This is a genomic window from Corynebacterium sp. HMSC073B01 (assembly GCF_001838255.1).
GTDB classification, from domain to species: domain Bacteria; phylum Actinomycetota; class Actinomycetes; order Mycobacteriales; family Mycobacteriaceae; genus Corynebacterium; species Corynebacterium jeikeium_D.
Genome location: NZ_KV836177.1, coordinates 87,566 through 102,690, shown reverse-complemented (window position 1 = coordinate 102,690; position 15,125 = coordinate 87,566). Strand labels below are relative to the sequence as shown.

Here is a 15,125-nt window from a genome sequence, read left to right as displayed (position 1 = left end):
CCAAGGCCGTCAAGCACGAACTGACTAACGCGACTAAGGTGGGCATCATGCGAATTGCGACCCTTACCTCCGGTGGAGATTGTCCCGGTCTGAATGCCGTTATCCGTGCAATTGTCCGTACCAGCTCGAGCGAGTACGGCTCAACCGTCGTCGGTTTTGAGGACGGTTGGATTGGTCTTATGGAAGACCGTAGGGTCCAGCTTTACGACGATGAGCGGATTGACCGTATGCTGCTGCGTGGCGGCACGATGCTGGGCACCGGCCGCGTGCATCCGGACATTCTCATGTCTAACCTCGACCGCATCAAGGAAAATCTCTCTGATGCGGGCATCGATGCCCTGATCCCAATCGGTGGCGAAGGTACGCTGAAGGCCGGCAAGTGGCTTTCGGACAATGGGGTGCCGGTCGTCGGTGTTCCGAAGACTATTGATAATGACGTCAACGGTACGGACTACACCTTCGGTTTCGACACGGCTGTGGCTGTTGCCACCGACGCGGTTGACCGTCTGCACACCACTGCGGAATCCCACCAGCGCGTCATGATTGTTGAGGTCATGGGTCGACACGTGGGCTGGATCGCTTTGCATGCGGGTATGGCCGGCGGTGCTCACCACATTGTCATTCCGGAAAAGCCATTCGACATCAACGAGATTGTGAAGTCGATGGAGCGCCGTTTCCAGATGGGTGAGAAGTACGGCATTATCGTCGTCGCTGAGGGCGCCACCCCGAAGCCGGGCACCATGGAGTACGAAGAGGGCGGTGTCGACCAGTTCGGCCACCAAACCTTCAACGGCATTGGTCAGGTTATTGGTGCGGAGATTAAGAAGCGCACCGGGTACGACGTTCGCACCACGGTGCTGGGTCACATTCAGCGTGGCGGTACGCCGACTGCGTACGACCGCGTGCTTGCTACCCGCTACGGTGTCCACGCCACCCGAGCAGTACACGAGGGGGACTTCGGCAAGATCGTCGCTCTGCACGGTGAGAACATCGAGCGTATCGACATCGACGATGCGGTTGCTGAGTTGAAGGTTGTGCCGGATGGCCGTTACCGCGCAGCTGCTGCGCTGTTTGGTTAAACGCGTCGGTTAAGCACGCGTTGCTAAACATTTAGGCACATCTTCGTAACAAAATAGGCATACTGCCCGAGCTGGTGTATCAATCACCAGCTCGGGCAGTATGCTTTGTAAGGTTCCGGTTTTTGAAAAATAGACTTATATTTAGGATTTTCTCGTTATGTGGAAAAGAGCCACAACAATCGCGATGGCCTTTGTCGGCCTAACTGTCGGTGCCGGATTCGCATCCGGCCAGGAAATGATGCAGTACTTCGTGGCATTTGGCACTAACGGCTTGTGGGGCGTGGTACTTGCCTCCGTCGTGATGATTGCCAGTGGCCTGGCAGTGCTGTCAATTGCCAGCTACTTGCAGGCTGATGAGCACTCCGAGGTCTTCGACGTAATCACCCGCAGTTGGGTTTCGAAGATTTTGGATATCGCCGTGATGATCACGCTGTTCTGTACCGGCTTCGTCATGTTCGCCGGTGCCGGTGCGAACTTGAACCAGCAGTTCGGACTTGAGGTGTGGATTGGCGCCGTCATCATGGTTGCCCTGACTTTGGGTGTAGGCATGCTGGATGCCGACAAGGTCAGCCGCGTGATTGGCATGATCACTCCATTCATTATCGTGTTCCTGCTTGGAGCCGGTATCTACACTTTGTTCACCACCGACACGTCGATGTCGGAGGCCGCGCAGTACACCAATGAACTGTCGACATCGCTGCCACACTGGTCTATTTCTGCCCTGAACTATGTCGGTTTCTGTGTGATGGTGGCCGTATCGATGTCGATTGTCATCGGCGGTAGCTACCTGAACCCGCGTGAAGCTGGCATCGGTGGTCTCATGGGCGGGAGCATCTATGCAGGTCTGCTGACGCTGGTGACCTTTGCCCTCTTCTTCAAGGTCAAGGATGTTGGCCACGAAGATATGCCGACCCTGGCAATCGTCAATGACATCCACCCGGTCCTGGGTACCGTGATGGCAATCATCATCTACGCCATGATTTTCAACACGGCCATTGGCATGTTCTACGCGCTGGGCCGCCGCCTAACACGCAATACCCCGCAGCGTTTCCGCCTGGTATTCATCGTGACGGTGCTGATTGGTTTTGGCCTAAGTTTCTTTGGGTTCAAGGCCCTGGTTGGCTCCATCTACCCGGCCCTTGGCTACGTCGGTATCGCTCTTATCGTGATTCTGTGTGGTGCGTACCTGGCTGGACGTAACAAGCTGATGGAGGAGTCGAAGCGTCGCGGCCGTATCCGTAAGCTCGCACGCCGGAAGATGCACCCGAACAAGAAGTTCACCACCGCCGATCAGAAGAAGCTCGACCGCGCTTTGGCCAACTCCAACATTTCCAACGTCGATCTTCAGGAGAGCGTCCGCGACGACATCGTCGAGGAACTGGTCAGCGACGATAATGTTGAATTCACCGAGGATGACGCCGAGCGCATCGTAGAAAAGGATAATGAGCGCCTGGAGAAACTTTCCGAAATCGAGGAAGCCTCCGATGATGACAATCCTCGCGAGACCGCGAGGGACTCCTTCCCAGGCGAGGCCACAGCCACTGCGCCGAAGAAGCTTGCCGGACAGACTAAGAATGCATTCAAGCGCGTGGCTCACCCTAAGCCGAAGAAAGAAAAGTAACTAGCGCGACTAGGCAGCTCGAAAATTTAGGCAGCTCGAAAATAGAAGGCATCGCACCGGTAGGGAAGGGCGATGCCTTCTTCGTATGTGTGCCCCAAGTGTTCGTGGAGATACCAATGCAAGTTCGCCTCCACCTTGGCGCGAGTGGCGGGCTTGGAACGAAGCCAATAGGAACGGGTTCGTGCCAGCAGCACGATGTCCTCGATGGTCAGTGTCTGCTCCCAGGCCAGACGCACCTCATCGACTAGCTCCAGCTCCGGGCCAACCTCGGGGTAGAAGCCGGGACGCAACACGTCGCCGGCGTGCATTATGCGGCTGAGCCGATGCACCCACGGTACGGAAACATCCAAGGTGTTCCACACCAACATAGCCACGCTATCCGCGCGTAGCACCCGAGTGAGTTCTTTACTTGCAGCTGTCGGGTCCACCCAGTGCCATGTCTGCGCACATGTTGCTACATCGACGCTGTTGGACTCCAGTCCCGTGCGCTCCGCAGTGCCTTCCAGGCATTCCGCCGCTGGCACATTGTGCATCAGTGCTTGCCGCATCGCGGTGGAGGGATCGAGTGCCAGCAGGGTGGCATCGCGGTAGACGTCGGCAAGCGAGGCGGTGAGCTTCCCAGTGCCGGCGCCGATATCGGCGACTACCTGTGGGTGCGGTGCGAGACGGGTAAGCGCTTCGATGACGGTTGGAGGATATCCGGGGCGCACGCGGTGGTAGCCCGTGGCTCCGTCGGCGCTTTCCTGCAGGTCGTTGTCGAAAGTAGCGCCTGCGCGGTGGCGGTCAGCGGCGTCGCGGAACGTTGGCGTATCGCGTGCTGACGTCGGTGGAATCGGTGGGTGTTCGTTAACTCCGGGCACGACTTATACCCTAGGGCACGCCTGCGGGGCCATCGCTAGTAGACTCTACAAACATGACCGCTGCATACGCTGATGACTTGATGGACTTTGATGAGGTCCTCGAACGTTTTGACCCGGTAATGGGCATGGAGGTTCACGTCGAGCTCTCGACGAATACCAAGATGTTCTCCTCCTCCTCGGCGCACTTTGGTGCCGAGCCGAATAGCAACGTCGATCCCTGCAGCCTCGGCCTACCTGGCGCGCTGCCTGTGGTTAACCGTCAGGGCGTTGAGTGGGCCATCAAGATTGGCCTGGCGCTGAACTGCGAGATTGCTGAGTCCTCCCGCTTCGCGCGCAAGAACTACTTCTACCCGGACCAGCCGAAGAACTACCAGATTTCGCAGTACGACGAACCAATCGCCTACGACGGATATCTTGACGTTCAGCTTGACGACGGCACGGAGTTCCGTGTCGAAATCGAGCGCGCTCACATGGAAGAAGACACCGGCAAGCTGACGCACTTGGGCGGTGCCGATGGTCGTATTCACGGCGCCACGCGTTCGCTGGTGGACTGCAACCGCGCAGGTATTCCGCTGATTGAGATCGTTACTAAGCCAATTCTCGGTGCAGGGGAGCGTGCCCCAGAGGTTGCTCGTGCGTACGTTTCTGCGCTGCGTGACCTGGTGAAGTCCCTCGGTGTCTCCGATGCCCGCATGGACCAGGGCTCGATGCGTGTGGACTCCAACGTTTCCCTGCGCCCAATCGGCCAGGAGGAGTTCGGCACTCGTACCGAGACTAAGAACATCAACTCCCTGAAGTCGGTTGAACAGGCTGTTCGCTACGAGATGCAGCGCCAGGCTGCTGCGATTACTAATGGCGAGGAGATCGTTCAGGAAACCCGCCACTACCAGGAGACCGACGGCACGACCTCCAAGGGCCGCCCGAAGGAATCGCAGTCGGATTACCGCTACTTCAACGACCCGGATCTGCCACCTGTGATTGCGCCGCGTGAGTGGGTGGAGGAAATCCGCGCAACTCTGCCGGAGCTGCCGTGGGTGCGTCGTGCCCGTATTCAGGAAGAGTGGGGTCTGAAGGACGAGGAAATGCGCGACTTGGTTAACGCCGGCGCTCTCGACCTGATTGTCGACACCGTTGAGGCTGGTGCCGGCCCGGCTGAGGCTCGTTCCTGGTGGGTCGCTTACCTGGCACAGAAGGCCAACGAGGCAGGCGTGGAGCTGGCTGAGCTCGCGATTACCCCGGCACAGGTTGCACGTGTGATTGCACTGATTGAAGAGGGCAAGCTGACCAACAAGCTGGCCCGTAAGGCCGTCGACGGCGTGCTCGCAGGCGAGGGCGATGTTGATGAGGTCGTTGCTGCCCGTGGCCTGGAGGTCGTTCGCGACGACGGTGCTATTGAGAAGGCCGTCGACGATGCACTGGCTGCTAACCCGGACATCGTCGAGAAGTACCGAGCTGGCAACAAGAAGGTCGTCGGTGCCATCGTGGGGCAGGTCATGAAGGCCACCCGCGGCAAGGCAGACCCGGCTCAGGTCAACCAGCTGATTGCGAAGAAGCTGAGCTAGCCTCCCTGAAAGCTAATCCGGGGAACCGCCGGCGGCACCATCGCTCGGCAGTCTGACGACGCGTTCGTCGGACTCCGACGGTTGTGCCCCGGCGGTTTTGTTGGTCGTGGCACCCCAAACTTCAATACCCTGATTCGCTGCGACAGCCGCTACATACGAGATGTGGCCGAAGTCGCCGTCGACAAGCACTTCAGGGGAACCCTTGACCTCCCACGCCGCGTCGGGCCCACTTGACTTCGGACCCACCGGCATGGAGATGACCTTCTGCGCGTCTGGGATGGCAATGACCACGCGGTCACCCATCACTGCGCATCCACCGATGGAATCGTTCAGGTCCACACCGCCGAGGGGGTTAATCACAGGGCCGGTGAGCTGAACCAGCTGTGGGGTGCCGTCGAGAATGGCGGTTGCCAACGGCGGCATTCCGTCCGGACCATGGCAGAACTGCTGAAACTCAATGCCTGGATCTCCCACGAGCAATTTGCGCGGGGACAGGGTGTCCGAAGTTCGGTCAAAATAGATTCCGAGAATGCCGGGCTCGCTGAGGTCCGGAAGTTCGCGCACATCAGCGGTGCTGCCCTCCACGAGGGTGACGCGCGCAATGGTGTCGTCGTTACGCAAAACAAAGACCTGACGGTCCTCTTCAACCGAGGGACTGGGCAGCAGTTGTTTTGCAGGGGCGCCGAGCCGTGCGACCTCACGCGGTGTCTTACCCGGTGCGACAACGGTGAGTGCACCGTCGTCGGTGGCGACGAGAGCCTCCCCAGGGCCGGTTGAGGCTAGCGCGGTGGTAAGCGGTAGGCAGGCCGCGAGAGTGACATCGTCGAGGTCGCAGGGACCTTTGTCTTTGGCTTTGCTTTCCGTGGTTGGGACCGGGGTAGAGGGCAAATCAGGGGAGGAAAACTTCGGCATGGCAATGCCCGTCGGCTCTGACTTGTCTTCCGTAAACGGCAACTCAAGCGCGTTCGAGGCACTCATGCAGCCGGAAAGAGAGACCATCCCGATGACACCAGCGGCGAGCGCAGCACGACGACGCCGCCCGCGAGCGCGAGCCTGTGCACTGCTGGTGTGGACGAGGTGGAATCCCATAGGCATACACAATACAGCCTCGTTTCACGGCCACGCCTGCGACCAAAAGTGAGGCAGTAGATTTAATGTGGACGATGTGAGCGACTCAGAGAAGTACCCGAACGACCGCGCCCTCGAGAATGTGGAGGACGGATTCGATGACGATCTCGACGTCCCGACCTACCGCAAGCTCGCTGAGCCAATGAACGAAGAAACCAACCGTGATGACAGCGACAACACCGCAACGCAGGTTTTTCCGGGTGTGCCGGAAAAGCGCGTAGCGGAGGAGTCGGAGGCAGACCAAGAAAACCTGACTCCGGAACCTACCGCTGCATCAGAGACAGTGGCAGAGACAGAGGTTGAGCCGAGCTCGGAACCGGAGCCTGAAGTTCAGGATGAGCCGAAGAAGCGCTACGACGCCTACGCCGCTGCAGGCCGCACGGCACCTCAGGTGATTAGCCCTGCCGGTAAGCCTTCGCCGCGGGATGAACAGGCTGAAACTGAGTCAGCGCCCGCGGCTGATAAAGAGTCGGAGGTGGCCCCGGAGTCGGAGGCAACCGAAATCTTTGAGCAGCCGGCTCGTAGTGAGCGCGTTGATTCAGACGAGGATTTCAGCCAGCCGACGCAAGCCTTCTCGGCTTCTGAAGCGGCAGGAGCGTCCGCAGCGGGAGCTACTGCAAATAAGTCGGAAGCACAGCCAGCATTCGACGATGAGGCGGAGCCGACCTATGACTCTTCACGCAATTCCGCAGCTGAGACTCAGTATTTCGATGAATCGGATTTCGCTGAACCGGCTGCGTCCCGCGATACTGCTGGTGCAGCTGGCGCCGCTGGTGTTGCAGGAGCAGGCGTAGGAGCCGCCGGGGCAACTGCTGCTACGACTACCGCCGCTGCTGACGACGATGAAGACACGGACTTCTACGACGACAACGAACCGGAGTTCCGTCGCGGTACCACTGACTTCGGCCTCCTGCTGCTGCGTCTTGGATTGGGTGCGCTACTGCTGGTCCATGGTCTGACAACGCTGCTCGGCTGGGGCAACTCCGGTGGCACCACTGCGCTGGAGACACAGTTTAGCCAGAACAACTTTGCCCTCGGCCCTGTAATGGCCACTGCCATCCCAACGGTTCAGCTTATCGCGGGTGCCCTGCTTATCTTGGGTCTCGCGACACCGCTGGCCGCGGCGTTGGCGCTGGCATTGTCCGCCTACCTCAGCATGTTTGATGTGGCTACCTCTGCCAATGGTGTGAATATCGTTGGCCAGGACTCCAGTAACCTCCAACTACAGCTGTTGATGACCGCCATGGCGCTTGGCTTGCAGTTCACCGGCCCGGGCCGTATCGGCATCGATTTCGGACGCGGCTGGGCTCGTCGACCACTGGCATCGTCGTGGATCTTCGGAATTCTGTCCATCGCCGCAGCAATTGGCCTGTGGTGGCTGACGACCGGCACGCTGCCGTTTGTTGGCTAAGGCGGCTCGCAGCTGCACAAACAGTCGAGCGACCTAAACTAGGTTCTCCGTTAGGGCCGGGGTACAATGCCCCCTATGCCAAAGTCGAGACACGTACTAAAGACCACCCTCGCGGTGGTCTTTTTCATGTCTTCGATAGGCGCTACAACGTCGATTCACTCACCTTCGACAGCCGCTGCCGGCGAGCACAATGAGGTTGCAGCCTCCGTCTCGTCGGCAAGCGCCTGGCCGACTCATGAGGTGAGTCTGCCGCGCATGAACCTCAACGCCGAAGGGTTGATTGAGACTGACCCGCGCACGCAAATGGCGGTGAGCTACGAGCCGGTGGGCGTGGGGTACAGCAGCCAGGCATCGCAACGCCCGCTGCCGGCGCTATCCCTGATTAAGTTGTATATCGGTCAGTATGTGCTCGAACACGGCACTGCCGACGATGCCGAGCGCGTCGAAAAGATGATTTCGCGTTCCGACGACGATTTGGCCGCCGACTTTTACCGGAAGTACCCGGAATCGGTCGATTCCATTGCGACCGAGTACGGCCTGTTCAACACTTCCGGCGGAGAAAAGTGGGGAGTATCGAGGACCACCGCGGAAGATGTGGTGTCTTTTATTTCCCAGCTTCGTCTGAAGCATCCTAATTCTGAGGTGCTCGAGGCGATGCGACACTGGTCGCCGATTGCTGCCGATGGCTATCGACAGAATTTTGGTCTTGCCGGGCTGCCCGGCTCTGAAGGCGCGAAAATGGGCTGGTCCAACCGGCGTTCGTGGCACTCTTCCGTTGTTTTTGGCCCCGGATATGTAATGGCGGCCATTACCGAGGGCGGCAAATATGCACACACCGAGGACGTCGCTGAGGGGATTGCCGACGTCGAGTACCGGGATTTGGTGAAGCCCACGCAGAAGACTGGGCGCAAAGCCACTCTAGAAACGCCAAAGGCCCGTGCGGTAAGCACAGGCCTTTAAACGGGTTTGATCTAGCTAGTCGACAATGCGGATCGCGCCCTTATCCGCACTGGACGCCATCTTGGCGTATGCGCGCAGCGCCTTGGAGACCTTGCGCGGACGCGGCTTGTGCGGAGTAAATGGCTTATCGCGCTTGAGCTCCTCATCGCGACGAGCGGCCAGCTCCTCGTCGGACACCTGAATCTCAAGGCGTCGTTCAGCGACATCGATGTACACCGGGTCGCCGTTGCGGACGAGACCGATTGCGCCGCCGGCAGCGGCCTCCGGGGAAACGTGGCCGATAGACAGTCCGGAGGAACCCCCGGAGAAGCGACCATCGGTGACCAGTGCACAGACCTTACCCAGGCCAGCGCCCTTGATGAATGCGGTCGGGTGCAGCATCTCCTGCATGCCCGGGCCGCCGGAAGGACCCTCGTAGATGACAAAGAGAACTTCGCCCGGCTGCAAGGTGCGGTTCAAGATGACCGAGACAGCCTCTTCCTGGCTTTCTACGACGCGAGCGGTGCCCTCGAAGTGGAACTGATCCTCGCCGATACCGGCGGTCTTCAGGATAGCGCCGTCCTCGGCGATGTTGCCGCGCAGGACACACAGACCGCCTTCCTTCGTGTAGGCGTGGTCGAAGTCGCGGATGCAGCCATTTTCGGAGTCCGTATCCAGGCTCTCCCAGCGGTTGGATGTGGAGAACGGCTCGGTGGTGCGCACGCCGCCAGGGGCTGCGTGGAACAGTTCAATCGCTTCGTCAGTGGCCTTGCCGCCGCGGATATCCCAGTTGTCCAGGTGCTCCTCCAGAGATGGGGAGTGAACGGAGCGGACATTCATTTGCAGCAGGCCCGCGCGGCGCAGTTCGCCGAGGATGGCTGGAATACCACCGGCGCGGTGGACGTCCTCCATGTAGTAGTCCGAGTTCGGTGCCACCTTGGACAGACAAGGCACGCGGCGGGAAATCGCGTCGATGTCGGAGAGGTCGAAGTCGATCTCGCCCTCCTGGGCGGCAGCGAGAATATGCAGCACCGTGTTGGTGGAACCGCCCATGGCAACGTCGAGCGTCATTGCGTTGACAAACGCGTCGCGGTTGGCGATGTTGCGCGGCAGCACGGACTCGTCACCATCGTGGTAGTAGCTCTTCGCCAGGTCTACAATCAGTTCACCGGCGCGCGTGAACAAATCGCGACGCGCCTGCTGAGTTGCCAGGGTAGAACCGTTACCCGGCAGGGACAGGCCGAGGGCCTCGGTCAGGCAGTTCATCGAGTTTGCAGTGAACATGCCCGAGCACGATCCGCAGGTCGGGCATGCCGAGCGCTCGATGTCGAGCAGGTTCTTGTCATCGACCTTGTCGTTCGCGGATGCAGAAATAGCCGAGACGAGGTCAGAGCCGGGCTTGACGACGCCATCGATAACAATCGACGATCCCGATTCCATCGGCCCGCCGGAAACGAAGACCACCGGGATATTCAGACGCAGAGCCGCATTGAGCATGCCCGGCGTGATCTTGTCACAGTTGGAAATACAGACCAATGCGTCAGCGGTGTGAGCGTTGACCATGTACTCGACAGAGTCAGCAATAATCTCACGGGACGGCAGCGAGTAGAGCATGCCGTCGTGGCCCATCGCAATTCCGTCGTCGACAGCAATGGTGTTGAACTCACGGGGGACGCCACCGGCTGCGGTTACAGCTTCTGCGACGATGTCGCCAACGTCCTTCAGGTGCACGTGACCGGGAACGAACTGAGTGTAAGAGTTGGCAATTGCGATAATCGGCTTGCCGAAGTCGTTATCGGTCATGCCAGTTGCGCGCCATAGCGAACGCGCACCTGCAGCATTACGGCCGGCAGTGGTGACTTTAGAGCGAAGGGGAATCATGGGGGCTGCCCTTCCTAGATAGGGTGCAAGGTAATTAATTATCCATATTAATCACAAAAAGCCCCTAATGTCTCATTTCGTGGTCACTGGTGTCCGCATAATGAGATTTAGGGGCTTTGTGGACTGCTTATATGTTACTCGGCAGAGGCGTCACCTTTAGCCTTGGCATCAGCCTCAACCTCACTGACCTTCTTCATTACGGAGTGGCCATCGCGGTCGAAAACCTCGACCTTGTCATTTTCCGCCATACGAGCCGAAGCGATCGGATCTGGAATCAGACCGCCAGTGGCTTCCTTCAACTCCGGCAGCGAATTAAAAGAGATGGCCGGCAGGGCGATGCGCTCATCTGACTTGGTTACCGCAAAGGCGCGGCCGCCCTTGTTGAAGAAGATGCCCGCAAAATCGCTCCAGGGCACCGAACGGCGCTTGGACAATAGGTACACCGCAGTGATGCCGCGTGGCCCTACGGTGGTGCGTACTCGGAAAATCCAAAGCGTATAAATCAACGGTGCCAGGAAGGTAATGGCCAGCCACGGGGCAAAACCGGTGGCAATTACACACAGCACGAGCATGAACGCAACGATGAACAGATGCGTCTTCTGTGGGCGAAATCGCTGCGTCGCAAATTTTAGCTGTGGAGTCGAGTCAGTCATGGCCTTTGATTGTAGCGGGTAGTTCGGATTGGTTAATGCGCGGTAGGCAGTTGCGCGTTATTGCGCCCCGACCGAGTTTGGTTCTGCGTTGTTAGTGGAGTCTGTCGACTGTGATCCGCCAGTGTTCTCGTTGTCGGTGTTGCTCTGAGTAGAGTCTGGCTCGGTGGAGGTGGCGGTCGAAGGTGCGCGGTTCTGCGTGCTCTGAGGCTGCTGTGAAGTCTCGGACGGCTGATTCTGTGATGTCTGAGTCTGCTGTGAAGTCTCGGTGGGCTGCACACTCTGTGTGGTACTAGTCGGCTGGTTCGATGATTGCGGAGCTGACGACTCTTCCGAGTCCTCTTCCTGTGTCGTTACCCGATCGCTCCACCTGCTCGGTGCTAGCCATCCGGATGGGCCGCCCTCGGTCTCGACCGTCATGAGATTCAAAACGCCGAGGACAATTAGGGTTGCCAAGAGCATGATTGTCGAAACGCGAGCACGTCCACCTGCAGAGAGGATTCGCCGGATTTTCTGGCGCGTCGTGAGCGTCTTCCAGTCAGGGTGGCTAACCAGCTTGCGGATGGCGTTGTTGCTTCCGCTGTCCTCTTGCTCGCGTCGAGCATCATCGAGGTCAGCACCCGCATGCGGCAGGTCGGATCGCTCGTTCCCGTCTTGCTTATCGACGGTCTGAGTTTCCATCAGTTTGGTTTCTGCGGTATCCGGCTGGGCAGTAGTGTCCGCTACCGCTTCGACAACTTCGGTTGGAGCGCTGTCGCCGTCGTCAAGCTGTTGTTTTTTCTCTTGCTTAGCATCGGCCTGCCTGAGCTGTTCGATCATCGTGTCATCGCGGACATGACCGGTGATTTCTTCGGCGGGAGCAAACGGGGTCTGTTGGGCGCGCTCGCCGTAGTCATCCCACCAAGTGTCGATGACTGCGGCGCGGATGGCGCGCTCGATGAGCCATTGGTCGCCCGGTTTGCAGTCGACAATCAAGCGCATAGTGACGGTCCACGGCAGGCCCATAACCGTCGGCGGATTGAGCTCCGTGGAGGACTGCAGCTTGATCTCGGAGAGAACTGCATCCTTGACGGAGTCCAGTGCGATGGCACTCTTGGCGGCGGCGACAGTGCGCTCTTCCAGGTCCTTAATGGAGCCACCGGCGGTCATCGGTACGGGAACTTCAACAACAGCACGGGACCACTGTGAGGAGTAGTTGATACACATGCGTGCCTCGGAGTTCGGCACGATGATTTCCTCGCCGTTGAGGGTTCGGATCGTGGTGGCGCGCAATGTCATATTGACTACGTCACCTTGGACAGTGCCCGAAGGGGAGTGAAACTCTACCCAGTCTCCGATGCCGTACTGCTTCTCGGCGATGATGAACAGTCCGCCAAGGAAGTCGGCGATGACTCCCTGTGCGCCAAAACCAACAGCGGCGGAAACAACCGTCGCGGGGATAGCGGCGGCGGTCAGTGAGATTCCGAATTTCGACAGAATCGCGATGATTAAGACGAAGTATGCAATGACTTCGACGATGTAAACCACAGCGCCAATCAGTGCGCGCCGTCCCTTGGACTGCTCCTCTGAAGAGGAGATGTTTCCGTCCGCAATTGCCAGAACGAAACGTCGGATACGGGGAACAAGAATTAGCAGAATGGCCAGACATGCGATGGCAAGGCCGTTATTGGCCACCCATTGCCATGTCCGTAACAACATGTATTGCAAGAATTCCATGCCATCCACCGTAGGTCGTTCGCCTTAATATGCGCTGAGTTTAAAGGTAAAGAATTATGCATAAAGACGAGCTTTGGACTTGGGGCTTGCGGGGCTCGGGCGTGTAGGGCTCGGGTGTGCAGGCTTGGGTGTCCCCGGGGTCGTGGTCGGGGAGTTTCTGGGTAGAGTGATTCCCAAAGTTGGGGCGGGGTTCTCGTTGGAATCGGGTGGGTGCTCGGGGTGTGATACGGGTGGCGTGTCCAATTGACGGGATTGACTTCTCACTATGTGGACGTTAGGGTTGTAGCCAACGCCACATTCGTAGCTTCTTTGCGTGAATGTGTGTTGAGTAGTTGCCCACCATGATCCAGGAGCGAAATCGTGAACGCGCACGAGCAGCACACCCCATCGCCCGCCCAATTCGCGGCTAAGGCGCGCACCAGCGCCCCCGAGCGAATTTCTGGTGCACAAGCCATTGTCCGATCCCTTGAAGAGCTCGGCGTCGAGGTAGCCTTCGGTATTCCCGGTGGTGCAGTGCTTCCGCTCTACGATCCGATTTATGACTCGGAAAAGCTCCGCCACGTCCTGGTGCGCCACGAGCAGGGAGCTGGCCACGCTGCCACTGGTTACGCGCAGGTTTCCGGCAAGGTTGGTGTCTGTATCGCGACTTCCGGCCCGGGTGCTACTAACCTGGTGACCCCGCTCGCGGATGCTCAGATGGACTCCGTTCCGGTTGTCGCTATCACTGGTCAGGTCGGTCGCCCGCTGCTGGGTACTGACGCTTTCCAGGAGGCTGACATCCGCGGTGTGACCATGCCGATTACGAAGCACAACTTCATGGTCACCGAAGCTGAGGACATCCCGCGCGCGCTCGCTGAGGCATTCCACCTGGCTTCTTCTGGTCGTCCAGGTCCGGTTCTGGTCGATGTCCCGAAGGACCTCCAGAACACGATGATCGACTTCACCTGGCCACCGGAGATCAACCTGCCGGGTTACCGTCCGGTGACAACCCCGCACCAGCGACAGATCGACGAAGCCGCTGAGATGATTGCTGCGGCAAAGCGTCCGGTGCTCTACATCGGTGGTGGCGTCATTAAGGCCGATGCTTCCAAGGAGCTGGTCGAGTTCGCCGAGCAGACTGGGGTTCCGGTCGTGACCACGCTGATGGCTCGCGGCGCATTCCCGGACTCGCACCCGCTGCACATGGGTATGCCGGGCATGCACGGCAAGGTGTCAGCCGTCGCTGCTCTGCAGAAGTCCGACCTGCTCATCACTATCGGCGCGCGTTTCGACGACCGTGTTACCGGTGATCTGAATTCCTTCGCGCCGAACGCGAAGGTAATCCACGCCGACATTGACCCGGCAGAGATTGGCAAGCTCCGCGAAGTTGATGTTCCCATCGTCGGCGATGCCCGCGAGGTCCTTGCCGCACTTAGCGAGTCCTACACCAAGCTCGGTCTTAGTCGCCCGCAGATTGCCGACTGGCTGAAGCTTCTCGACGGTCTCCGCGACGAGTTCCCCCTCGGGTGGGAAGAGCCCGCTGATGGTGCAATCGCTCCGCAGTTTGTAATTCAGACTCTGTCCGACATCGTTGGTCCAGAGGCCATCTATGCCGCTGGCGTCGGCCAGCACCAGATGTGGGCAGCGCAGTTCGTCCAGTACGAGAACCCGCGCACCTGGCTTAACTCCGGTGGTGCCGGCACGATGGGCTACTCAATCCCGGCTGCGATGGGTGCCAAGGCGGCTGCTCCAGAAAAGGAAGTCTGGGCCATCGACGGTGATGGTTGCTTCCAGATGACCAATCAAGAGCTGACCACCTGTGCAATGGAAGGTTTTCCCATCAAGGTTGCCTTGATTAACAACGGTAATCTGGGCATGGTTCGTCAGTGGCAGACGCTGTTCTACGATCAGCGCTACTCCAACACCAAGCTGCGCCCGGAGGATAACTCCTACCTGCCGGACTTCGTCCAGCTCTCCGAGGGGCTTGGCTGCGTGGCGATCCGCGTGACCAAGAAGGAAGATGTCGCGGCGGCGATTAAGAAGGCACGCGAGATTAATGACCGACCGGTGGTTATTGACTTCATTGTCGGTGAGGATGCTCAGGTGTGGCCGATGGTGGCAGCTGGCAAGTCCAATGATGAGGTCGAATACGCCCGCGGTCTGCGCCCGCTGTTCAACGATGAGAATTCAGCAGCTGAGGCCCCGGCTGACATCCACGGCACTGTTGTGGACAACGCCGAGGACGCCGCGAAGCAGCCCGACGCTAACCACCCGTCCATGAAGACCCGCTAATCGGGAT

Annotated in this window: 11 protein-coding genes; 6 read left to right on the top strand and 5 right to left on the bottom strand. The window is 59.1% G+C overall.

Translation table 11 applies throughout. The annotated features are described in order from the left end of the window. The first annotated feature begins 47 nt into the window (after positions 1–47). Together HMPREF2849_RS08720 and HMPREF2849_RS08715 are read left to right on the top strand one after the other, a co-directional pair. Complete coding sequence (locus HMPREF2849_RS08720) at positions 48–1,079, top strand: ATP-dependent 6-phosphofructokinase (protein ID WP_038628534.1); 1,032 nt, start codon at positions 48–50, stop codon at positions 1,077–1,079. A 157-nt stretch (positions 1,080–1,236) separates the two neighbouring features. Beyond that, a complete protein-coding gene (locus tag HMPREF2849_RS08715) occupies positions 1,237–2,700 on the top strand; it encodes a membrane protein (RefSeq protein WP_049172094.1) in 1,464 nt (487 codons plus the stop codon). 26 nt (positions 2,701–2,726) lie between these two features. On the opposite strand, the gene HMPREF2849_RS08710 is transcribed toward HMPREF2849_RS08715, so the two are convergent. Further along, positions 2,727–3,560 carry a class I SAM-dependent methyltransferase gene (locus HMPREF2849_RS08710; protein ID WP_049194081.1) on the bottom strand — a complete coding sequence of 278 codons (834 nt, stop codon included), beginning with the start codon at positions 3,558–3,560 and terminating at the stop codon, positions 2,727–2,729. Positions 3,561–3,613: 53 nt separating this feature from the next. On the opposite strand from HMPREF2849_RS08710, the gene gatB reads away from it, so the two are divergent. Further along, entirely contained in the window at positions 3,614–5,122 is a 1,509-nt protein-coding gene (gene gatB, locus HMPREF2849_RS08705; RefSeq protein WP_016422487.1) for an Asp-tRNA(Asn)/Glu-tRNA(Gln) amidotransferase subunit GatB, read from the top strand. Between the two features lie 12 nt (positions 5,123–5,134). Here gatB and HMPREF2849_RS08700 read toward each other — a convergent pair whose 3' ends face one another. After that, positions 5,135–6,211 carry a glucose dehydrogenase gene (locus tag HMPREF2849_RS08700; protein WP_224433177.1) on the bottom strand — a complete coding sequence of 359 codons (1,077 nt, stop codon included), beginning with the start codon at positions 6,209–6,211 and terminating at the stop codon, positions 5,135–5,137. A 76-nt stretch (positions 6,212–6,287) separates the two neighbouring features. Between HMPREF2849_RS08700 and HMPREF2849_RS08695 the strand changes: the two genes are divergently transcribed. Together HMPREF2849_RS08695 and HMPREF2849_RS08690 are read left to right on the top strand one after the other, a co-directional pair. After that, positions 6,288–7,661, top strand: a complete 1,374-nt coding sequence (locus HMPREF2849_RS08695; protein ID WP_224784010.1) for a DoxX family membrane protein — start codon at positions 6,288–6,290, stop codon at positions 7,659–7,661. Positions 7,662–7,736: 75 nt separating this feature from the next. Next, a complete protein-coding gene (locus HMPREF2849_RS08690; protein WP_241482424.1) occupies positions 7,737–8,621 on the top strand; it encodes a hypothetical protein in 885 nt (294 codons plus the stop codon). Positions 8,622–8,636: 15 nt separating this feature from the next. On the opposite strand, the gene ilvD is transcribed toward HMPREF2849_RS08690, so the two are convergent. From ilvD to HMPREF2849_RS08675, 3 genes are all read right to left on the bottom strand, one after another. After that, positions 8,637–10,481: a dihydroxy-acid dehydratase gene (gene ilvD / locus HMPREF2849_RS08685; protein WP_070429318.1), complete on the bottom strand. Its 1,845-nt coding sequence runs from the start codon at positions 10,479–10,481 to the stop codon at positions 8,637–8,639. A gap of 134 nt (positions 10,482–10,615) precedes the next feature. Further along, a complete protein-coding gene (locus tag HMPREF2849_RS08680) occupies positions 10,616–11,134 on the bottom strand; it encodes a PH domain-containing protein (RefSeq protein WP_049172102.1) in 519 nt (172 codons plus the stop codon). A 57-nt stretch (positions 11,135–11,191) separates the two neighbouring features. After that, positions 11,192–12,847: a mechanosensitive ion channel family protein gene (locus HMPREF2849_RS08675; protein ID WP_069358880.1), complete on the bottom strand. Its 1,656-nt coding sequence runs from the start codon at positions 12,845–12,847 to the stop codon at positions 11,192–11,194. Positions 12,848–13,207: 360 nt separating this feature from the next. On the opposite strand from HMPREF2849_RS08675, the gene HMPREF2849_RS08670 reads away from it, so the two are divergent. Further along, positions 13,208–15,118, top strand: coding sequence for an acetolactate synthase large subunit (locus HMPREF2849_RS08670; RefSeq protein ID WP_069358810.1), 1,911 nt, complete (start codon positions 13,208–13,210; stop codon positions 15,116–15,118). The last annotated feature ends 7 nt before the right edge of the window (positions 15,119–15,125 follow it).

Excerpts from the sequence above, each read along its gene's own strand:
- HMPREF2849_RS08720 (WP_038628534.1), top strand. The coding sequence starts at position 48 with ATGCGAATTGCGACCCTTACCTCCGGTGGAGATTGTCCCGGTCTGAAT.
- HMPREF2849_RS08715 (WP_049172094.1), top strand. The coding sequence starts at position 1,237 with ATGTGGAAAAGAGCCACAACAATCGCGATGGCCTTTGTCGGCCTAACT.
- gatB (WP_016422487.1), top strand. The coding sequence starts at position 3,614 with ATGACCGCTGCATACGCTGATGACTTGATGGACTTTGATGAGGTCCTC.
- HMPREF2849_RS08700 (WP_224433177.1), bottom strand. The coding sequence starts at position 6,211 with ATGGGATTCCACCTCGTCCACACCAGCAGTGCACAGGCTCGCGCTCGC.
- HMPREF2849_RS08690 (WP_241482424.1), top strand. The coding sequence starts at position 7,737 with ATGCCAAAGTCGAGACACGTACTAAAGACCACCCTCGCGGTGGTCTTT.
- ilvD (WP_070429318.1), bottom strand. The coding sequence starts at position 10,481 with ATGATTCCCCTTCGCTCTAAAGTCACCACTGCCGGCCGTAATGCTGCA.
- HMPREF2849_RS08680 (WP_049172102.1), bottom strand. The coding sequence starts at position 11,134 with ATGACTGACTCGACTCCACAGCTAAAATTTGCGACGCAGCGATTTCGC.
- HMPREF2849_RS08675 (WP_069358880.1), bottom strand. The coding sequence starts at position 12,847 with ATGGAATTCTTGCAATACATGTTGTTACGGACATGGCAATGGGTGGCC.